Consider the following 20,131-nt stretch of genomic DNA (forward strand, 5'->3'; position numbering starts at 1 on the left):
ACGTACTAAGAGAATGGATGGATTGACTTGTTATTTGTAACGGAGATGCCGATAGAGGCAAGAGAAAAACTTTTATTTGCTGGACTTAAGTTGTTTACAGAACTGGGGTATCAAAAGACATCTGTGCTTGAAATTGTCGAAATGGCGAGAGTTTCAAAGACAACCTTCTATCAGCATTTTAAAAGTAAGGAAGATATCATGGTTGCCTTGTTTGAACAGCTCGGCAACGAAATGTCTGAGGAAGTTAAACTAGCAATCTCACTAGAAGAAAGCATGTCATACAAAGCGTTTGCTGGGATCAATCGGTATATCCAAATTTGTTTTGAAAATAAAAATGTTGCTCAAATATTATTGGTTGAATCAGTTGGAGTGTCGCGTAATGTTGAATTGGTACGCCAAAGGTCTCACCAAGTGTTTGCATCTATTATTCTGCAAACAGTACAGACAGAGTTACCCAAAACTGTTTCAAAGACGGAAATGCGAATCGTGGCTCAAGCAATGGTTGGTGCAATTAATGAAGTTATTATGCAAAACTTTTTTAACAATGAAGACGAGACATTTGATTTTGAGGGAATCTCTAGATTATTAAACCGAATCGTTATTTCAGCCTTTGTGAATCTTGGAATGCAGGAATAATCTTTTTTTGTATGAAGAATACGACTTCGTACTCATTGTTTTGTAAATATATTTAATAATTGGGAGGATGCTTACATGACAAATGGTATCGAGAGTTACACGTTATCTGAAATGATGCAAAGAATTGAAGAAGTGATTAACCATAACCCAGGACCAATTGAAGGCTTTAATGTTATCTATCAATTCAACATTACAGGAGATGAAGAAGCAAGTTATCAACTTCAGCTTGCGGATGGTCAGGCAAAGATATTAGAGGCTTCTGAAGGTGCAAATTGTACATTAATTCTTTCACTTGCAAACTTTAGGCAGTTTTTAATTGGAAAGCTAGGTGGAACTGCTGCTTTTATGACAGGGAAATTAAAAATGAAAGGTGATATTGGAAAAGCAATTAAATTAGAAGGACTATTACGCGAATATAATCTAAAAGAACATCTATAAGATAGAGAGGTGATCAGGATGGCCGATTTCAAATGGCATAAAGAAGCTGAAAAGCAATGGGATGGTCGTGCTGACTTTTGGAGAAAGCAAAGCCAAGAAATGTGGAATTCCGGAAGCCGATCCACTATTATTCCGTATTTTTTAAAGCACTTAGAGGATAAAGCTCATATTTTGGATGCAGGCTGTGGTGACGGTTATGGCTCATTTTTACTTTCTGAGCGTGGGTTTCAAGTAGTTGGCGTTGACATTTCAGCTGAAATGATTGAAAAAGCCAATCAAAGGAGTCAATCAGAAAACCTTTCATTTACACAAGGCGATTTGACAGGTCTTCCTTTTGAGGATGAAACTTTTTCAGGTATCATGGCGATTAACTCAATTGAGTGGACTGAGATACCGCTCCAAGCCGTCAATGAAATCAGGCGTGTGACGAAACCAGGAGGTATCTTTTGTGTTGGGTTATTAGGTCCTACGGCAGGACCAAGGCAACATGCATATCGACGCTTGTATGGGGAGACCGTCATCCAAAATACGATGATGCCCTGGGAATTTGAGCAATTGGTATCGGAAAATGGCTGGCGAGTAGTTGATGGTCAGCCTGTTTATAAGGATGCTGTGAAAGTAGAAGCAACGAAGGGATTACCCAAAGAACTAAAACAAGCATTATCGTTTATGTGGGTGTTTATTTTAAAAAAGGAGTAAGAAAAAAAGGTATCTCGAACCCGAGATACCTTCTATCATTCCCAGTCATATGGAGTTTCTTGATAAACATAATAATTGAGCCAATTTGCAAACAATAGATAAGAGTGTGATCTCCAGCTGTGAACCGGTGAATTGGCCGGGTCATTGTTTGGAAAATAATTAGCAGGAATAATGACCTTTCCTTTAGCGAGGTCCCGTTCATATTCCTCTTTTAACGTATTAACATCATATTCAGGGTGGCCAGTAAGAAAAATTTGCTTTCCGTCGTTTGAAGCTACTAGGCACACACCTGCATCATCTGAAAAAGATAAAAGTGTTAATTCTTCAGTATTTTTAATTTCCTCAAGTTTTACCTCAGTAAACCGGGAATGCGGTACAAAATACAAATCATCAAAGCCGCGAACCAAATTCACATCCTTATTGACCAAATGGTGGTGAAACACACCCGTACATTTTTCAGGTAGAGGGTATTTTTTAACTCCATAATGATAATAAAGTCCGGCTTGTGCACCCCAGCAAATATGTAATGTGGAGGTTACGTTGGTTTTTGTCCAATCCATAATTTCTTTTAGCTCTTGCCAATAGTTCACATCCTCAAATGAAAGATGCTCAATCGGTGCACCTGTAATGATCATTCCATCAAACCTTCTGTGCTTAATGGCAGAAAAGGAAGTGTAAAATTTATCAAGATGATTCTTTCCCGTGTTTTTTGCGACATGCGTTTCTGGGAATAGTAGTGTAATATTCAGCTGCAATGGGGAGTTTCCAAGTAGTCTTAGGAGCTGAGTTTCAGTTCGTTCTTTTTCTGGCATAATGTTTAAGATTACTATATTAAGTGGACGAATGTCCTGACTATAGGCGCGATCTTCATCCATTACAAATATATTTTCAGATTCTAATACTTCTTTTGCCGGTAAATCATGAGGTATATTAATTGGCAATCCTATCATCTCCTAGTTTCTTATAATTGAAATTTTACAACAATTCACACAAGAATATCAAATAAAAAATCTTTACTTGTTTTATGTGGTGAAGGAAGGGAATAAATAGAAGTTTCACTTTATACCTATGTGTCAAATAAGGTAAGATAAAGAGGTAAAGGAAGTTTGTTTATTAAAAAAGTCTTGGGGGTATTGTGCATGGGTTTATCAACAAAGTATAAGTCTGATATTGAAATTGCTCAAGAGGCTGAGTTAAAGCCAATCAAGGAGATTGCAGACCAGTTAGATTTACTTGAAGAAGAACTAGAACCCTATGGTCATTACAAAGCAAAAATTTCCTTAGACGTGTTGAAGCGTCTTGAACAAAAAGAAGACGGTAAAGTCATCCTTGTAACGTCCATTAATCCTACGCCGGCAGGGGAAGGAAAATCTACAGTTACTGTGGGTCTTGGACAAGGACTTGCTAAGCTTGGAAAAAGTGCAATGGTTGCGATGAGAGAACCATCCCTAGGACCAACTATGGGAATCAAAGGTGGTGCAACGGGTGGTGGATATTCACAGGTGATCCCAATGGAGGACATAAATCTGCATTTTACAGGAGATTTTCATGCGATAACAACAGCAAATAACACACTATCAGCATTACTTGACAATCATATCCATCAAGGAAATGAACTTCAAATTGATGTCAGACGTGTCACATGGAAGCGGGTTGTTGATTTAAATGACCGTGCGCTACGAAATGTTGTAGTTGGGTTGGGAGGACCGACTCAAGGTGTACCTCGTGAGGACGGTTTTGATATTACCGTAGCATCAGAAATTATGGCGATTTTCTGTCTTGCAACCGACATACAGGATTTGAAGAGAAGACTATCAAAAATAGTAGTAGCTTATAATATACATAAACAACCGGTTACAGCAGCAGACCTAGGAGCAGAGGGCGCGCTTACTCTTTTATTAAAGGATGCTCTTAAACCGAATTTAGTTCAAACACTTGAACACACACCAGCTCTTATTCACGGTGGACCTTTTGCTAATATCGCTCATGGCTGTAATAGTGTAATTGCCACAAAAATGGCAGCAAAATTAGCTGATTATGTGTTAACAGAGGGTGGTTTTGGTGCGGATCTTGGAGCCGAGAAATTCCTCGACATTAAAGCAAGATATGCAGATATTAAGCCAGAAGCGGTTGTCATTGTTGCAACTAACCGAGCTTTAAAAATGCATGGTGGCGTTAAAAAGGAAAATTTAACTGAAGAGAATGTGGAAGCTTTAGCGAAAGGTTTAGAGAACCTTCAAAAACATATTGAAACCATTCAAGCATTCGGACTGCCATTTGTAGTGGCGATTAACCGATTTGTTACAGATACAGAAAAAGAAGTTGAAAAAATTGAATCTTGGTGTGCGGAACATTCTTATCCTGTTGCTCTTACAGAAGTATGGGAAAAAGGCGGCGAAGGTGGAGGGGAGCTTGCTAAGAAGGTACTCGAGACAATTGAAAATAGTGAGAATCACTATGCACCTATTTACGAATTATCAGCCACTATTGAAGAGAAAGTAAGGGCAATTGCTAAAACTGTTTATGGTGCAAAAGATGTTGAGTTCTCGAGTAAAGCGAAAAAACAAATGATTGATTTTGAAAAATTCGGGTGGAGCAATCTTCCAGTTTGTATGGCAAAAACTCAATACTCACTCTCAGATGATCCAACATTGCTCGGAAGACCAACGGATTTTACAATTACAATACGTGAGTTCCGTCCATCTATCGGCGCTGGATTCATCGTAGCTCTAACGGGTGATGTCATGACGATGCCCGGGCTACCGAAAAAGCCATCGGCACTAAATATGGATGTGACTGAAGAAGGAAAAGCTGTAGGATTATTTTAGACAGTGATAGGGGGATCTCCCCCTTTTTACCAAAAAGGAAGGTATATTTTATGTTTGATCCAACCGTATTTGATAACTTAAAGGTTGTAATCGAGGGAGCTCTTTATGATTTAGATCTAGAAGGACAGCTCTTAATAACAGATCGTCAGGATCAAGTGGAAATGGCGAAAATGGGTAGGCAATATCGCATTACCTTTAAGGATAAAACTATTGATGAAATTCAAGCCTATATTAACTTGAAAGTTGACCTTGATAATCTTGTTACTGAACTACGAAGCCTTGATGAGAATAAACCAGGGTGTTATCTGGAAATAGGGTTTATTTTTAAACTCAAATCCCTGGATGTATGCTCAAGTATTGAACGAGTATTAACCACCATCTGGGGTGACGAAAGGGAAATCCAACAGGAAATTTCTTTTCAATATGGTACGAGAAATCAATATACGAACAATAGTAAAATTACTTTTCATCGATTAATACAAGAAGATCATATTGATGATTTACTTGAAATGGTTGACTATATCATTGAGACGATTCATCAACTACATACCGCTACAACTTAGGGGCAATCTCGCCTCTTTTTTTTACGACTAAAGGATTAAATTTTCTGATAATTTAGTGTTTTTTATGATATAGTAAGAGCATATATAGTAATATAGTGATAATGGTTATTTGTTAAGGGGGCGATTTTATGGGGAAAATTGCATGGGTTACAGATAGTACAGGATTTTTAGATGAGGAACTTTTGAACCATGAGGATATTTATGTGATTCCAATGACAGTCTTTTTTGATGAGGAAGAATATCTTGATGGAGTTACAATTACACCTGCACAATTTTTTGAACGATTGAAAACGGCAAAGACCATCCCAAAAACATCACAGCCTTCCATTGGAAGCTTTGTAGAATTATATAATAGTCTCGAAGAAAAATATGATGAGATTATCTCGTTGCATATCTCGGAAAAATTAAGTGGAACCGTTTCGTCAGCAAGACAAGCTGCAGAATTAGTGGATATTCCAGTAACAGTCATTGATTCAAAAATCCTTACCTATCCGATGACAAAATTAATGAAGGAAGGGATGAAGCTTCTACAGGATGGTGGGGCAGTATCAGACGTTGAAAAACATATCGTTGATTTAGCTGAGAGATTTGAAACCTACGTTATTATCGGCAGTTTAGAGCAATTGCACCGAAGTGGACGAATGAACACGGCCCAATATTTCCTTGGGAGCATGCTTCAAATAAAGCCAGTCATCCAAATAAACGATGGTGCGCTTTCAGTAAAAGAAAAAGTACGCTCTGAAAATAAAGCAACAAGTAAAATACTAGGTTATCTGAAGGATGCCATCGCGAAAAATCATGTGGAAGAGGTCTATATTTTATATGGCTTGGACGATTCTAAGACTAAGGAATGGGAGCAACTTATTCGAGAATTTACACCAGACCATATTACGATTAATGCGTACCCTCTTGGTGTTGCGATTGGGGTACATGCTGGTGAAAATACAATTGGGCTTAGTTGGATGAATAAATAGTCTATTTAACTAGGATGTATTGTATTTCGTTATGAGATAGGGGGGCAATAGCTGCGATATTGTACCCAATGCTTAAAAATTGGGAGATTGTTTCCGCACAATTTGGATTTGGCGGTTCAGTGGGAGCATGAAGGCTCTTATGAAGTTGTAAAAATTGATTTGTAGTGGGATTACACGTAATCAATACAACATGACGTCCATACCATGCAGTTCCAATTTCCCGATTTAACCCTTTTGGATTAAACATATATTTTTACCACCTTTCACTTTGCCAGAGTTTACTCTGGCTTTTTATAGTTTATGCATGTGTTTTGTAGTGCGCGACAGTTTAGTTGGAGCTAGAATATGATACAATGGTTACGATATTGATGGTAGTGGAGGATACGATGGAGCAGCAAAAAATAATTGAAGCAACAACTACTTTTGTGAAAAATATTTTGCAACATGATAGCAGTGGTCATGACTGGTGGCATATAGAACGCGTTAGAAAAGCAGCGTTGCAAATTGGTGAAAAAGAAAATGCCAATTTATTTGTCGTAGAAATGGCAGCATTGTTACATGACGTGGCAGACGAGAAATTAAATAAATCAGAAGAGGAAGGCCTCATGAAAGTACGGAACTGGCTTTCATCTTTACAAATAACGGAATCTGAACAAGAGGAAGTCATTGAAATCATCTCAACAATGTCCTTTAAGGGCGGCAGTCGACCACCTATGAAAACAATTGAAGGACAGGTCGTTCAAGATGCTGATCGTTTAGATGCAATTGGTGCAATCGGTATTGCAAGAACCTTTGCTTATGCGGGGGCACACGGTGATTTAATCTATGACCCAGAGCTTCCTTTTCGTGAAAGCATGACAAAGGAAGAGTACCGAAATGGTAAATCAACGGCAGTCAATCATTTTTATGAAAAATTATTAAAGTTAAAAGACACACTTAATACAAATGCAGCAAAAAAAGCAGCCCAGGAACGTCATGATTTCATGACATCGTTTCTTGATCAATTTTATAAAGAATGGAATGGACAGTTATGAGGCTTTTAACGGTTGAAGGTTTAGCAAAAAGCTATGCCGAAAAAACATTGTTTGAGGATATCTCATTCAGCATTACAGATAATGAGCGAATCGGTATAATCGGTGTGAATGGAACTGGAAAATCGACGTTATTAAAAATCATTGCCGGTGTAGAAGAAGCGGACCGCGGTGAGATTACTCATTCAAAGGGATATACAATTAGCTATTTACCGCAACAACCTGAATTTAACGAAGGGAATACGGTTCTTGACCAAGTATTCCAAGGCAGTACACCACTCCTCCGATTATTAAAGGAATATGAGGAAGCGATGATTCAGATTGAAAAAGATTCGATGAACACAGTGAATCAGGAGAAATTATATGACCTGCAACAAAAAATGGATGCCGCAAATGCGTGGGAGGCAAACTCGAACGCAAAAGCGGTGTTATCAAAGCTTGGAATTAACGACTTTTCTCAGGACGTGATGAAACTGTCAGGTGGCCAGAAGAAGCGCGTGGCATTGGCCCAAAGCTTAATTGAAGTTCCGGACCTATTGATTTTGGATGAGCCTACCAACCATTTAGATTACGATACAATTAAGTGGCTGGAAGACTACCTTGCAAAATACAATGGAGCACTACTAGTTGTCACGCATGATCGTTATTTCTTAGACCGTGTTACGAACCGAATCATTGAGCTTGATGAAGGACAGCTTTACACTTATACCGGAAACTATAGTAGCTTCTTAGAGGCAAAAGCACTTCGAATGGAACAGGAGCAAGCATCTGAACTTAAGCGACAAAACCTATATCGACGTGAACTTGCTTGGATTCGTCGTGGTGCTAAAGCGAGAACGACAAAGCAAAAAGCACGGATTCAACGTTTTGAGGAAATTGAGAATGCAAAGAAGACAGTAAATACGGATTCGCTTGATATTTCAGTTGGTGGTAGTCGACTAGGTAAAAAAGTAATAGAATTGAAAAATGTTTCAAAGAGTTTTGGTGGAACGAAGATTCTAGAGGATGTAAATTTACTTGTAAAACCAGGTGACCGAATCGGAATTGTTGGACGTAATGGAAGCGGGAAATCCACATTATTAAATATCATTGCAGGTCAAGTTCCTGTAGATACGGGCGAAATCGAGATTGGACAAACAGTCAAGCTCAGCTATTATACTCAGGAAAGCATAGATATGGACCTTAACAAACGAATGATTGAGTATATTAAAGAAACGGCGGAAATGATTCATACCCTTGATGGTAAAATGATATCAGCAGCGCAAATGCTAGAGCGGTTTTTATTCCCAATGCATACCCATGGTACACCGATTCGCAAGCTTTCTGGTGGGGAACGAAGACGTTTGTATTTGTTGAAGATTATCATGGGTGAGCCGAATGTGTTGTTACTGGATGAGCCTACGAATGATTTGGATACCCATACGTTAACAGTATTAGAGGATTATTTAGAGGACTTCCCTGGTGTTGTAATTACTGTTTCACATGACCGATACTTCTTAGATAAAGTGACAGACCAATTGTTAATTTTTGAAGAGGGGCACAAAATTTCAACTTATTTTGGAGATTACACAGATTACCTCGAGAAAAATTCAGTTGAGGCTGCGAAGTCGGTACAAAAAGAAAAAATCGAAAAAATACCTGCACAAGAGGCGCCGAAACCAAAGAAAAAGAAGCTTTCCTACAAGGATCAGCTTGAATGGGATGAGATTGAGGGGAAAATTGAAGCCCAAGAGGAGAAGGTTGCAGCTCTTGTTAAAGAAATTGAAGCAGCCGGAAGTGATTATCAAAAGGCACAGCAGGCAATGGATGATCATGCGAAGGAATCAGAAGTACTAGACCACTTACTTGAAAGATGGGCAGAACTATCTGAACTTGTGAATGACTAAAAAAGGCTCGGCTTAAGTATTGCGGTTATTGTAGAGAAATATTGTAAATAGCATAAGAATTAACAGACCTTTTAATACAGTAAAAAGTATCACTATTTTCGTTTATATAATTATGGTTTTAAAATTAGTCGTCTTTGGAATCAACATTACCTTTTTTTGGATTTTACGAATGACTTCATTGAGCAATCTAGATAAAAGCATACGCATTTCTCTTTTGCGTATGCTTTTATTGCTTTATTATTTAAAAACGATACACAAATGGATATTTATTACATTTTATATATCTTTCGAAACTAATTCTACCATTTATTGGGTTTTGTGAATGAATTCATACTGCCAATCTATATAAAAGCATACGTATATCCATTTTACGTATGCTTTTATCACATTTTTACTTAAAAATAATACACAAATGGGTATTTATTACATTTTTAATATATTTCGAAATTTTTTCTACCATTTATTGGATTTTACGAATGAATTCATACTGCCAATCTATATAAAAGCATACGTATATCCATTTTACGTATGCTTTTATTGCTTTATTACTTAAAAATAATACATAAATGGATATTTATTACATTTTTAATATATTTCGAAAATGTTTCTACCATTTATTGGATTTTACGGATGATTTCATACTGCCATTCTATATAAAAGCATACGCATTTCTTTTTTACTTATGTTTTTATCTGTTCTTAACTTAAAAATAATACAAAAATACAACACTTTTTACATTTTTGAAAATTAAAGTCAAAAAAGCTCGAGGTCTGGAAAAATACCCTCTAGCCTTTTTATGAGTTATTACCTTGTAATTTATTAAACTAATTCTTATATTATTTAACCCCTGATTTTGGATTTTTACCACGTTTTTCGAACTATTTAGGCTTAATGCCGGGCCTTTATAATCTTTTCGCGCCTAAATATCGTGATTGCCAGTAGTTGATCGTCATATCATCAACACTCACACCGTCAGTGGAATCAGCATGGATAAATTTATTGTCGCCAAGATAAATACCAGCATGGGATGGACCTGGTTTATAGGTTTGGAAAAAGACCAAGTCCCCAACACTTGGTGCCGATACGCTCGCACCTTGATTCCATATTCCAGAAACAGTTCGTGGGACGTTAACTCCTTTTTCCGCAAACACATATTGTAAAAAACCACTACAATCAAATCCACTTGGTGACGTTCCACCCCAGACATAAGGAACCCCCATGTAATTCATCGCGATCGATATCACACTACCATCAACAGGTGGAGTTTCCATCGGTTCAACTGTGCTTTTAACTGTTTCGGTAGTTGAATTTGACTGTGTCCGAGCTGTAACCACTTTTACTTTTTTTATGGTTAGCCCCCTGACATTTTTGTTTTTCATAATGTGATCAATGGTTTCGTCTGTGGCAAGCCCATTTTCTTCTAGGTTGAACTTCTTTTGATATGCCTTCACACTTGCCTCTGTGACGGATTCAAACTTCCCATCTATTAAACCACTATAATAGTTTAATTTGTTTAATTTGGATTGTAGCTGTTTGACCTCTGCCCCCTCGTCACCAACAGAGTAGAAAGGGGGCTTTGGCTGTATGATGACTTCATTTAATTTCTCTAATGTTGTTTCACCAGCAATTCCGTCCATCTTCAAATCATATAATTCTTGGAATCTCTTTACAGCTTCTTGAGTAGTTTCTCCATAGTGACCATCGATTGTTTCATAATAAAAATTTAACTTATGTAATTCGAATTGAAGAAAACGGACTGGGTATCCTGTATGACCATAGCGTAATTCCTGTTTTGTATCGAATTGATAGTTTTTGTCTAGTAATGGATCCAAATTCTGCTTTTCAGTTGCATCAGCTGCAAGTGGGGCGCCGAAGAAAAATCCAGCAGCTAAAGATGTCACGACAATGGCTTCGCGTGTTCCATAGCGTTTTTTCATTGAAGACCTCCTTGGTGTTTGCGAAAGCAAAATAGTATAGTTTTCGAAAGGTTTGTTGTAGAGAAAGGCTATGGATTTGATGGAGTACTCTAACTCATCAAAAAAATGTATACCTGTTTCCAATCCTTAGTACAACAAAAGCGAAAACAACTCTTAATGAACACACATTTATGATATTGAGTTAAATAAGCCATTATGACAAAAGTTCGGATAATTAGTACTTAAGCGCTAAAATAAGACAAGGACTAATCGGTGAAGTATAAGTTTTCAAAATGGATATATGGTTATTTCGTGTGCTACAATTACGATAGTATACTTAGTAGGAGAAGGAGCGGTAGATGTGAAAATTAAATCAATTGAACCAACACCTAGTCCGAATACAATGAAAATTATTTTAGACGAGGAACTACCAAAGGGGAAAAGCAATAATTATAAGAAAGAAAACATAGATCAAGCACCACCACTTATTAAAGAAATCTTGGCAATTGAAGGTATTAAAGGAGTCTACCACGTAGCAGATTTCCTAGCGGTTGAACGAAATGCGAGGTATGATTGGCAGGAACTACTACCAAAGGTTCGAAAGGTTTTTGGGGAAGTTGTCACAGAAGGCGAAAACGAAGCTCCAAAGCTGGATGAGCATTTTGGAGAAGTAAAGGTTTTTGTTCAAATGTACAAAGGTCTTCCGATGCAGGTTAAGCTTCATGACGGTGAACAGGAATTCCGATTTGGATTACCTGATGTGTTTCGGAAAGCATTGCTGCGTGCACAAGAGGTTTCAGGTAATGTTGTGCTAGAAAGAGAATGGAAGGAACAAGGTGTTCGATACGGCAATCATGACGAAATAGGGAAAGAAGTTGTCGATGAACTATCTGCTGCTTATTCCAAAGAAAGACTTGACCGCCTTGTTAAACAAATTTCAGAGCAAACTTCTGCTCCAACTGTCCAAAAAAGGCAATCCTATAAAGTTACTTTGGAGATGTTGGATGACCCTGAATGGACAAAACGCTATGCAAGTCTGGAACAAATGGATCCAGAAGAGGAGGATATTCCTGTCCTTGCTAAAGCATTGAAAGATGAAAAGCCTTCTATTCGTCGTTTAGCGACTGTGTATTTAGGCATGATTGAAAAGCCTTCAGTGTTACCTTATTTGTATGTGGCTTTAAAGGATAAGTCAGTTACTGTTAGAAGAACAGCAGGTGATTGTTTGTCAGATATCGGTGACCCTGCTGCAATAGAAGCTATGTGCGAGGCATTGAAGGATCCGAGTAAGCTTGTAAGATGGCGCGCAGCGATGTTTTTATTCGAGGTTGGAGACGAGTCTGCATTAGATGCTCTAAAAGCAGTTGAAAACGATCCGGAATTCGAAGTGAAAATGCAAATCAAATTAGCCATCGAACGAATTGAAGGTGGAGAAGAGGCAAAAGGCTCTGTATGGAAGCAAATGACTGAAAGCCGTAATAACTAATCGGAGTTTCATCCGCTTTTTATCAAACATTGTGGGGGTTTATCTCCAGAATATAAAAAACATTGGTATAGATTGGATGTTTGAAAATTGATTTTGCTTGGTCATCTATAGTATGCTAAGTTTATCGAATTTGAATTGGGAGGGATTTTTATGTCAATGGCATATGATGAATATATGAAGCAAATTGTGAAGCCGATGCGTCAAGAACTTGTTGTTGCAGGCTTTGAAGAGCTTCAAACAGAAGAAGAAGTAGAAAACTTCATGGAAAAAACAGAAGGTACCACACTAGTGGTCGTAAATTCTGTATGTGGTTGTGCTGCTGGACTTGCAAGACCTGCTGTCACTCAAGCAGTTCTTAATAACGAGAAGAAACCTGATCAACTTGTAACTGTATTTGCAGGTCAGGATAAAGACGCAACAGCAAAGATGAGAGAGTATTTCGAAGGCATCGAGCCATCATCTCCATCAATGGCTTTATTAAAAGGTAAGGAAGTTGTTCACTTCATTCCAAGACATGAAATTGAATCAAATTCAATGGAAGCAATCATGGAAAACATAACTTCCGCATTAAATAAGCATTGCTAAAATAGGAATTCAAAAGGATGTCACTACGACATCCTTTTTTGTTCAAATAGGTGATTATATGATTGTAACGACAGCAGGGAGAACAGATGATGAAATGGTTGAGTTGGCTAAAAATACTGCACTGGAACTCAATGTTACTTTTATCGAAAGAAAAAAGCGTTCTATCGCAAAGTTACAAGAACAAACTAACGAAGATGTTCTTGTTGTAGGAAAAAATCGGATTGAAATCTATCCTTTACATGGTGAAGAGCCACTTTTCTTCCATCCCAACTCTGCCATGTTTCGAATGAAAAGAATAATGAATGGTGAACATGATCCCTTTATTCAAGCTTCTGGTCTTACCCAAGGTAACTCAATTTTAGACTGTACTTTAGGCTTGGGGTCGGATAGCATTGTAGCGAGTTTCGTTGTGGGTGAGACAGGAAAAGTAACCTCCCTAGAAGGAAACAAGTATCTGTATTATCTTTTAAAGGGTGGGTTAAAGAGCTGGGATACCGGAAATTCGATAATGAACGAAGCGATGTCTCGGATTGATGTGATGTACGATACTTATGAAAGCTTTTTAACTAGCTGTCCCCCGAATAGCTTTGATATTGTGTATTTTGACCCAATGTTTGAGGAGACAATTGAAGAATCAGAAGGGATAAGGGGTCTCCGTAATTTTGCAATTTACTCCACATTAAGTCCTGAAGCAATTGAAGCAGCAAAGCGAGTGGCTAAGAAAAAAGTAGTGCTAAAAGATCATTGGAAAAGTAAACAATTTGAGAAATACGGTTTTACCGTTTATAAACGAAAAACTGCAAAATTCCATTTTGGAGTGATTGAGGTTTAAAGAGGAGTTACGGCCCGTTAATGCAGGATATTTTGCCACACCTTTGGATACTTTAAATAACGTACGGAGGTGATGAACATGGCAAAACGTAAAAAGGACCCTTCAACAATCGGATTAGGTTCTGCAGATGTAGAGGGACAAGGTACTACCAATAAAGAAACGGGACGAATGGAAATGGATTCGTCTAGACGTAAGAAAAAGAAGATGTAACCAAAACGTTGTATTACATATTACTACAAAAATAAAGCCCGCTTAATAAGCGGGTTTTTACTATTCAGTTACACAACAAGTTATAAAATATAGTAATGTAACAACACTTGCAATACCAAAAATCCAGTCCATCCTAACGAATCCACCTTTCAATTATGTATAGTATCCCTATTTTATCAAATATTGAGGATTTTATGAACTTTAATTTTACGAAGGATTTTATCTTCCTAAAATGCGGTGATTTTGATGAATTTCCGTACTGGGCATTTATCCTTATTTTTTTGCATTTTCTTAATTTCATAGTAAAATTTTTTGCTAGTTTGTGTTAAAATGGCGTTAAGGGTAAATGTGTTGAAAGGGCGTTTTCGTTATGAAAAAATGGTTACGAAAAGCATTAGTCGTTTCATTTTCCGTTTTAACTCTTGGTTTGGTAGCGCCACCACCGGCTCTCACTATGCAGCAGGCGGATGCCGATAAGCCAAGCAAGTTAAATTCAATTAATGATCTAAATGCTGAGTCGAAGCTATATTCCAATTTTGAATCTGATTATGGATATGACAGTAGAAACTTTGTTACATATGCGATGTCACAGGCTGAGACAAAATCCTTCGAGAAATTTGGGAGTAAAATAGGGCCTGTTATTGAAGATGAATTCCGTAGTGCAATTTTGCCTAAAATTGAAAGTGTAATTGAATTATTAGCCGAGCAATATCCAACTGAACAACTTGACCATCTTGAGATTTCAGAGCAACCGTCTGGAGGAAATGGGGAAAAGATTTTCCATATTTTCGATAAAACGTCAGGAAAGGATATTATCCGTTTCCATGTACGAAAGGATCATCCACCACAGGATGGCTATTGGTTTAACTTCCACTATCATACACATCATGATGGATTCCAAACACATCATGCATTAGGTGATATTTATTGGAATAAAAATACTCCGCCGAAATGGCTAAGTTAATAAAAGAGGAAAGGCAATCCAGGAGTGACGATTCGCTCTTATGGATTGTTTTTTTTGTCCGTATTTTATCTTCTTGAAGAACTTACCACTCCTAGTCTAGCAGACTCATATTTCCAAATCTGATATACTATTATTACAAACTAAAAGAAGAGTGCGCTTTAGCATCACGATTTTATTCATAGATTAAGGAGAGCATTCTTATGCAAAAAACGCTTATTCTTACGCTTCTATTTGTCCTAGTAGGCTTTACCTATCATCCTGGTGAAGCGTCTCCTCATGGGGTTCCACTAAAAGATTATCAATCTCTCACACTATATGTTGAAACATCGAATCTTAATAACTACGAAACATTAAAAAATATTATCTTATTACCTGAAACTAAATTTAATGAGTCTGCTGCAGCAAAAATGATTGAGCGTGTGAACCAAATTGACGAACTTATTTTGCAAGGATTGGTTGACAAAGGTGTTGTGCTAAAGCTGTTTACAGGGAATTTAACGGACGAGCCTACGGCAGCCTATTTGAAAGGGGAAAAGCCGCGTGGCTATAGTGAAAATGGACCGACTTGGGACGATGTGCCGGGAATTGGTGGCTCAGAAGTTGTACTAGCTAAAATCGGATCAAGTGAAAAAGGAAAAGGCCACGGGTCCATTAATTTAGAGTTGCATGAATTGGCCCATTCAATTGACAAATTTGTATTTGGTTCGATTAGTGAAGATCCCTATTTTTTAAGTATTTGGAATAGGGAAGTCAACCAATTATTCCCGAATCGTAGCTATTTTAGCGATTATCCTGAAGAATATTTCGCGGAAAGCTTCGCAATGTACTATTTTTCCGATCAGACAAGAGAACAATTAAAACTAGCAGCACCAATGACGCATCAGCTTTTTAATGAATTAAGCAAAACTCAGCAATGAATTCAATTGCTATTTGTAGTAATATAGTAGAATGAAGTTCATGCAAGGAGTGAATCTATTGAAACATGGTGAAAATGAGTACCTAAATCTATTAAAGCATGTTCTTGAAAAAGGTACGAAAAAAATGGACCGAACAGGGACAGGAACGGTTTCTGTGTTTGGCTATCAAATGCGTTTTAATTTAAGTGAGGGCTTCCCTTTGCTTACAACGAAGAGAGTTCCATTTCGTTTAATCGCGAGTGAACTGCTTTGGTTTATTAAAGGTGACACGAATATCAGATATCTACTGAAAAATAACAATAATATCTGGAACGAGTGGGCTTTTAAAAATTGGATCGAGAGCGATGAATACACAGGTCCAGATATGATGGATTTTGGTAACAGAAGTCTGGTAGACACTCAATTTAATGAGTTGTATAAAGCTGAAATGGACAAGTTTAAAACTCGTATTTTAGAGGATGATGAGTTTGCTTCTAAATATGGAGAACTTGGTCCAGTTTATGGGAAGCAATGGAGAGCATGGGAATCATCACGTGGAGAAACCATTGACCAGTTGAAAAATGTCATTAACCAAATTAAAAATAACCCAGATAGCAGACGTCATCTTGTCGTCGGATATAATCCGGGTGATGTTGAATTCATGGCACTACCGCCTTGTCACAGTCTGTTTCAATTTTATGTGGCCGATGGGAAATTGAGTTGTCAGTTGTATCAGAGATCAGGCGATTTATTTTTGGGAATTCCCTTTAACATCGCAAGTTATGCACTTTTAACTCATCTAATTGCATTTGAATGTGGATTAGAGGTAGGGGATTTCATCCATACGATTGGGGATGCCCATATTTACACAAATCACATCGAGCAGGTAAATTTACAGTTAAGTCGTGACCCACGTCCGTTTCCGACAGTAAAATTAAATCCTGCAGTTAAATCTGTCTTTGACTTTGAAATGGATGACATCGAAATCGTGGGATATGAACCACATCCATCCATTAAGGCACCCGTTGCCGTATAAAGCTATAAAGTTATAAAGCATTCCTATTTTAAAGTTCCTAGGGTATAATTTATCCTAGGACTTTTTAGTAAGGAGAATAAATATGATTTCATTACTAGTTGCAATGGATAGAAACCAATTAATCGGTAAGGACAATGATCTACCATGGCGTTTACCTGCAGATTTAGCTTATTTTAAAAGAGTAACGATGGGGCATCCCATTATCATGGGACGTAAAACATTCGATTCAATCGGACGACCCCTTCCAGGACGTGAAAATATCATCGTAACCCGTGACACTTCGTACGAGGCAGAAGGCTGTAAAGTGATTCATTCCATTGAGGAAATTGTAAGTATGAATCAACAAACTGACCAGGAGCTATTTGTTATCGGAGGAGCGGAAATTTTTAAAGAAATCCTACCACACTCAGACCGTCTGTACATAACTGAAATCAATGAGGAATTTAAGGGAGATACCTACTTCCCAACTTTTGATAAATCCAAGTGGAAGGTTATTTCAGAAGAACAAGGCATCAAGGACGAGAAAAATCCTTATGATTATACGTTTTTGGTATATGAAAAAATCCCGCAGAATTAAATTTGCGGGATTTTTTTTATGAGATAAATGGAACATCTACGACATAAAATAGTATGCTAAAAAACATTGCGGCACTTCCTGCTAACACAAACAAATGCCAAATTGCATGGTTATACGGTAGCTTCCTCCAGACATAGAAGACAGCTCCAACTGTATACAGGATTCCACCAGTTAATAACAACATAAAGCCGTTAAACCCGATGCTTTCATATAAAGGCTTAATGCCAACGATGATCAACCACCCCATCAGAATATAGAAAACGGTTGAGAGGATCATAAACTTTTCAACAAAGAAGACTTTAAACACGACCCCAACAATCGCTAGTCCCCATACAATTCCGAAAAGGGTCCAGCCTAACCAGCCTCCTATCGAAACAAGAACAAAGGGGGTATATGTTCCAGCTATTAATAAATAGATCGCTGAGTGATCTAATATCGCGAACACCTTTTTAGCTTTCGGGTGTGTGATGCTGTGTAAAAGCGTTGAGAATAAATACAGCAGTATCATGGATGCTCCGAAAATAGAGAAGCTAACAACATGCCAGACATCCCCATACTTCACCGCAAATATGATTAGCATGACGAGGGCAGGAATACTTAATAAAACCCCGAGACCATGTGTGATGGCATTTGCAATTTCTTCTTTTAATGTTTCTTGTCGAAATGTCATATTTATCACCTCTTGTTACATTTCTTTCTCCAATCATACTGCTAATAAAAAAAGAATACAAATGACATTCGTAATATATTACCCCGTTATTTGTTAAAAAAAGTATTGATAACAAATGGTGGCGGTTTCATTTCAAAAAGTAATACAATATTTAGAAAATTTTACTCCAGATAGGCTAATTCATGTTATAATGAACAAATTAAATCTTCATTACTGTACAGTGTTGTTGTAGAAATAGCGAAGTGAAAGGGGATATGGGACACGTGGCAAACGAGGTAAAACAAAAACTAGATGGGATCCATGTAGAGGATATCATAAAAGCAAATCAAACATTGAAGGATGTAATAATCCATACACCTTTACAAAGAAATGAATTGCTATCTGAACGTTACGAATGTAACTTATTGATAAAACGAGAGGATTTACAAATTGTCCGTTCTTTTAAAATTAGAGGAGCCTATAACCGGATTAAAAATCTTACCGAGCTGGAGTTGAAAAATGGAGTTGTTTGTGCGAGTGCTGGAAACCATGCACAAGGCGTAGCTTTTTCCTGCTTTGCGTTAAAAATTCAAGGTAAAATCTTTATGCCTTCCACGACACCAAGACAAAAAGTTTCTCAAGTAGAGGCTTTTGGACGGGATTATGTAGAGATTATTTTAACAGGTGATACATTCGACGATTCTTATGAAGAAGCGGTAGCATGCTGTGAAAGAGAAAACCGTACATTTATCCATCCATTTAATGATGCCGATGTCATGGCAGGTCAAGGAACAGTAGCTGTAGAAATTTTAAATGATTGTGCAGAACCAGTTGATTATGTATTTGCTGCAATCGGTGGGGGCGGACTTATTTCAGGAATTTCAACATATATGAAGAGCATCTCTCCTGAAACAAAGATTATTGGTGTTGAGCCTGAAGGTGCAACAAGTATGAAGACCTCAATTGCCAACGGGGTGGTTACCACATTGCCCAAAATTGATAAATTTGTTGATGGTGCAGCCGTTAAAACGGTGGGTGAAAATACATTTGAAATCAGTAAAAAGCTTGTTGACGATATTATTCCGGTGCCTGAGGGAAAGGTATGTACAACTATTTTGGACCTTTACAATGAAAATGCCATCGTCGCTGAACCAGCAGGTGCATTATCGATTGCAGCACTTGATATGTACAAAGATCAGATTAAGGGAAAAACAGTTGTCTGTGTACTAAGTGGTGGTAACAATGATATCAGCAGAATGCAGGAAATAAAAGAACGTTCGATGCTCTATGAAGGCCTACAATGCTATTTCATTGTGAACTTTCCACAAAGAGCAGGTGCATTGCGGGAGTTCTTGCTTGATGTACTTGGACCGACTGATGACATTACTCGTTTTGAATACACCAAGAAAAATAACAAGGATAATGGACCTGCATTAGTTGGGATTGAATTAAAAGCTAAGGATGACTACCAAGCACTAGTAAACCGAATGGAGAAAAAAGGGTTCCCATTCCGTGAGTTAAATAAAGAAAATACATTATTTAATTTGTTGATTTAAATTCAATAATTCTACATTTTTAGACAAAGACGAAATGCTTGTTTTCATGTATAATATAAGAAACGGGTGAAAAAGGACTGATAGTTTGCTATTCAAAAGCCTAGAGTTCAAAAATAGTTATGGACATAAGGTAAAAGTAATTGAAATTCCAGTATTAGAGGAAGGCAACACATATCGCTTTATGCTCGATTTTCGCTTACAAGCATTTTTGTCGAAAATCATGACGAAATCAGGTCCAAGTCAAATCTATTCGTTTCGGGAATATTTGAAGACAGTGCTAAAATGGACTGATTATGAACAGATTTTTAAACTAGATTTTTTAAAACATAATGCATAGTTTTAGAATGAGCTGATTTAAAATCTAATACG

Annotated in this window: 22 protein-coding genes; 18 read left to right on the top strand and 4 right to left on the bottom strand. The window is 37.4% G+C overall.

The genetic code is table 11. The annotated features are described in order from the left end of the window. Positions 1-27 precede the first annotated feature (27 nt). The 3 genes from CKK03_RS11925 (at position 28) to CKK03_RS11935 (ending at position 1,773) form a co-directional block, all read left to right on the top strand. Entirely contained in the window at positions 28-636 is a 609-nt protein-coding gene (locus tag CKK03_RS11925; RefSeq protein ID WP_099362802.1) for a TetR/AcrR family transcriptional regulator, read from the top strand. Positions 637-711: 75 nt separating this feature from the next. After that, the gene (locus CKK03_RS11930) at positions 712-1,074 is read left to right on the top strand and encodes an SCP2 sterol-binding domain-containing protein (protein ID WP_099362803.1); all 363 of its coding nucleotides are present in this window, start codon (positions 712-714) and stop codon (positions 1,072-1,074) included. An 18-nt stretch (positions 1,075-1,092) separates the two neighbouring features. Beyond that, positions 1,093-1,773, top strand: coding sequence for a class I SAM-dependent methyltransferase (locus tag CKK03_RS11935; protein ID WP_099362804.1), 681 nt, complete (start codon positions 1,093-1,095; stop codon positions 1,771-1,773). A gap of 35 nt (positions 1,774-1,808) precedes the next feature. On the opposite strand, the gene metA is transcribed toward CKK03_RS11935, so the two are convergent. Further along, positions 1,809-2,714 carry a homoserine O-acetyltransferase MetA gene (gene metA, locus CKK03_RS11940; RefSeq protein WP_099362805.1) on the bottom strand — a complete coding sequence of 302 codons (906 nt, stop codon included), beginning with the start codon at positions 2,712-2,714 and terminating at the stop codon, positions 1,809-1,811. Positions 2,715-2,912: 198 nt separating this feature from the next. Here metA and CKK03_RS11945 point away from each other — a divergent pair, with 198 nt between their 5' ends. The 3 genes from CKK03_RS11945 to CKK03_RS11955 all read left to right on the top strand — a co-directional run bounded on the left by CKK03_RS11945 (position 2,913) and on the right by CKK03_RS11955 (position 6,138). After that, the gene (locus CKK03_RS11945; protein WP_099362806.1) at positions 2,913-4,601 is read left to right on the top strand and encodes a formate--tetrahydrofolate ligase; all 1,689 of its coding nucleotides are present in this window, start codon (positions 2,913-2,915) and stop codon (positions 4,599-4,601) included. Positions 4,602-4,651: 50 nt separating this feature from the next. After that, on the top strand, positions 4,652-5,164 hold the full coding sequence (locus CKK03_RS11950; RefSeq protein WP_099362807.1) for a hypothetical protein: 513 nt from the start codon (positions 4,652-4,654) through the stop codon (positions 5,162-5,164). 128 nt (positions 5,165-5,292) lie between these two features. Continuing rightward, on the top strand, positions 5,293-6,138 hold the full coding sequence (locus CKK03_RS11955) for a DegV family protein (protein WP_099362808.1): 846 nt from the start codon (positions 5,293-5,295) through the stop codon (positions 6,136-6,138). Between the two features lies 1 nt (position 6,139). On the opposite strand, the gene CKK03_RS11960 is transcribed toward CKK03_RS11955, so the two are convergent. Beyond that, a complete protein-coding gene (locus tag CKK03_RS11960) occupies positions 6,140-6,385 on the bottom strand; it encodes a hypothetical protein (protein ID WP_099362809.1) in 246 nt (81 codons plus the stop codon). A 139-nt stretch (positions 6,386-6,524) separates the two neighbouring features. Here CKK03_RS11960 and CKK03_RS11965 point away from each other — a divergent pair, with 139 nt between their 5' ends. Then, a complete protein-coding gene (locus tag CKK03_RS11965; protein ID WP_099362810.1) occupies positions 6,525-7,172 on the top strand; it encodes an HD domain-containing protein in 648 nt (215 codons plus the stop codon). Continuing rightward, positions 7,169-9,055 carry an ABC-F family ATP-binding cassette domain-containing protein gene (locus tag CKK03_RS11970; protein WP_099362811.1) on the top strand — a complete coding sequence of 629 codons (1,887 nt, stop codon included), beginning with the start codon at positions 7,169-7,171 and terminating at the stop codon, positions 9,053-9,055. The genes CKK03_RS11965 and CKK03_RS11970 overlap by 4 nt, the downstream gene beginning before the upstream one ends. Positions 9,056-9,957: 902 nt before the next feature. Here CKK03_RS11970 and CKK03_RS11975 read toward each other — a convergent pair. Then, a complete protein-coding gene (locus CKK03_RS11975; protein ID WP_099362812.1) occupies positions 9,958-10,992 on the bottom strand; it encodes a C40 family peptidase in 1,035 nt (344 codons plus the stop codon). A 340-nt stretch (positions 10,993-11,332) separates the two neighbouring features. On the opposite strand from CKK03_RS11975, the gene CKK03_RS11980 reads away from it, so the two are divergent. From CKK03_RS11980 to CKK03_RS12015, 8 genes are all read left to right on the top strand, one after another. After that, positions 11,333-12,457 carry a conserved virulence factor C family protein gene (locus CKK03_RS11980; protein WP_099362813.1) on the top strand — a complete coding sequence of 375 codons (1,125 nt, stop codon included), beginning with the start codon at positions 11,333-11,335 and terminating at the stop codon, positions 12,455-12,457. 150 nt (positions 12,458-12,607) lie between these two features. Further along, a complete protein-coding gene (locus CKK03_RS11985; protein WP_099351593.1) occupies positions 12,608-13,042 on the top strand; it encodes a BrxA/BrxB family bacilliredoxin in 435 nt (144 codons plus the stop codon). Positions 13,043-13,100: 58 nt separating this feature from the next. Further along, the gene (locus CKK03_RS11990; protein ID WP_099362814.1) at positions 13,101-13,874 is read left to right on the top strand and encodes a class I SAM-dependent methyltransferase; all 774 of its coding nucleotides are present in this window, start codon (positions 13,101-13,103) and stop codon (positions 13,872-13,874) included. A 78-nt stretch (positions 13,875-13,952) separates the two neighbouring features. Beyond that, positions 13,953-14,084 carry a YuzL family protein gene (locus CKK03_RS11995; protein WP_099362815.1) on the top strand — a complete coding sequence of 44 codons (132 nt, stop codon included), beginning with the start codon at positions 13,953-13,955 and terminating at the stop codon, positions 14,082-14,084. A gap of 370 nt (positions 14,085-14,454) precedes the next feature. Next, on the top strand, positions 14,455-15,048 hold the full coding sequence (locus CKK03_RS12000) for a YpjP family protein (protein WP_099362816.1): 594 nt from the start codon (positions 14,455-14,457) through the stop codon (positions 15,046-15,048). Positions 15,049-15,248: 200 nt separating this feature from the next. Next, positions 15,249-15,965 (top strand): anthrax toxin lethal factor-related metalloendopeptidase, encoded by a 717-nt coding sequence (locus CKK03_RS12005; RefSeq protein WP_099362817.1) that lies wholly within the window; start codon positions 15,249-15,251, stop codon positions 15,963-15,965. 58 nt (positions 15,966-16,023) lie between these two features. Further along, positions 16,024-16,980: a thymidylate synthase gene (locus CKK03_RS12010; RefSeq protein ID WP_099362818.1), complete on the top strand. Its 957-nt coding sequence runs from the start codon at positions 16,024-16,026 to the stop codon at positions 16,978-16,980. An 82-nt stretch (positions 16,981-17,062) separates the two neighbouring features. Next, positions 17,063-17,557 (top strand): dihydrofolate reductase, encoded by a 495-nt coding sequence (locus CKK03_RS12015; protein ID WP_099362819.1) that lies wholly within the window; start codon positions 17,063-17,065, stop codon positions 17,555-17,557. 16 nt (positions 17,558-17,573) lie between these two features. Here the strand turns inward: CKK03_RS12015 and trhA are convergent, their stop codons facing one another. Next, positions 17,574-18,227, bottom strand: coding sequence for a PAQR family membrane homeostasis protein TrhA (gene trhA, locus CKK03_RS12020; RefSeq protein WP_099362820.1), 654 nt, complete (start codon positions 18,225-18,227; stop codon positions 17,574-17,576). Between the two features lie 263 nt (positions 18,228-18,490). On the opposite strand from trhA, the gene ilvA reads away from it, so the two are divergent. Then, positions 18,491-19,762, top strand: coding sequence for a threonine ammonia-lyase IlvA (ilvA, locus tag CKK03_RS12025; RefSeq protein ID WP_180271236.1), 1,272 nt, complete (start codon positions 18,491-18,493; stop codon positions 19,760-19,762). Positions 19,763-19,847: 85 nt separating this feature from the next. Next, the gene (locus CKK03_RS12030; protein WP_099362822.1) at positions 19,848-20,099 is read left to right on the top strand and encodes a DUF2535 family protein; all 252 of its coding nucleotides are present in this window, start codon (positions 19,848-19,850) and stop codon (positions 20,097-20,099) included. The last annotated feature ends 32 nt before the right edge of the window (positions 20,100-20,131 follow it).

This window comes from Fredinandcohnia onubensis (genome assembly GCF_002734215.1).
Classification (GTDB): Bacteria; Bacillota; Bacilli; order Bacillales; family Bacillaceae_L; genus Ferdinandcohnia; species Ferdinandcohnia onubensis.

Bases quoted from the DNA above. Each gene is read 5' to 3' on its own strand.
- CKK03_RS12000 (WP_099362816.1), top strand. From the start codon at position 14,455: ATGAAAAAATGGTTACGAAAAGCATTAGTCGTTTCATTTTCCGTTTTA.
- CKK03_RS11995 (WP_099362815.1), top strand. From the start codon at position 13,953: ATGGCAAAACGTAAAAAGGACCCTTCAACAATCGGATTAGGTTCTGCA.
- CKK03_RS11975 (WP_099362812.1), bottom strand. From the start codon at position 10,992: ATGAAAAAACGCTATGGAACACGCGAAGCCATTGTCGTGACATCTTTA.
- CKK03_RS11930 (WP_099362803.1), top strand. From the start codon at position 712: ATGACAAATGGTATCGAGAGTTACACGTTATCTGAAATGATGCAAAGA.
- CKK03_RS11970 (WP_099362811.1), top strand. From the start codon at position 7,169: ATGAGGCTTTTAACGGTTGAAGGTTTAGCAAAAAGCTATGCCGAAAAA.
- CKK03_RS11990 (WP_099362814.1), top strand. From the start codon at position 13,101: ATGATTGTAACGACAGCAGGGAGAACAGATGATGAAATGGTTGAGTTG.
- CKK03_RS11955 (WP_099362808.1), top strand. From the start codon at position 5,293: ATGGGGAAAATTGCATGGGTTACAGATAGTACAGGATTTTTAGATGAG.
- CKK03_RS11965 (WP_099362810.1), top strand. From the start codon at position 6,525: ATGGAGCAGCAAAAAATAATTGAAGCAACAACTACTTTTGTGAAAAAT.
- CKK03_RS11960 (WP_099362809.1), bottom strand. From the start codon at position 6,385: ATGTTTAATCCAAAAGGGTTAAATCGGGAAATTGGAACTGCATGGTAT.
- CKK03_RS11945 (WP_099362806.1), top strand. From the start codon at position 2,913: ATGGGTTTATCAACAAAGTATAAGTCTGATATTGAAATTGCTCAAGAG.
- CKK03_RS11935 (WP_099362804.1), top strand. From the start codon at position 1,093: ATGGCCGATTTCAAATGGCATAAAGAAGCTGAAAAGCAATGGGATGGT.
- CKK03_RS11950 (WP_099362807.1), top strand. From the start codon at position 4,652: ATGTTTGATCCAACCGTATTTGATAACTTAAAGGTTGTAATCGAGGGA.
- CKK03_RS12005 (WP_099362817.1), top strand. From the start codon at position 15,249: ATGCAAAAAACGCTTATTCTTACGCTTCTATTTGTCCTAGTAGGCTTT.
- trhA (WP_099362820.1), bottom strand. From the start codon at position 18,227: ATGACATTTCGACAAGAAACATTAAAAGAAGAAATTGCAAATGCCATC.
- CKK03_RS11985 (WP_099351593.1), top strand. From the start codon at position 12,608: ATGTCAATGGCATATGATGAATATATGAAGCAAATTGTGAAGCCGATG.
- CKK03_RS12015 (WP_099362819.1), top strand. From the start codon at position 17,063: ATGATTTCATTACTAGTTGCAATGGATAGAAACCAATTAATCGGTAAG.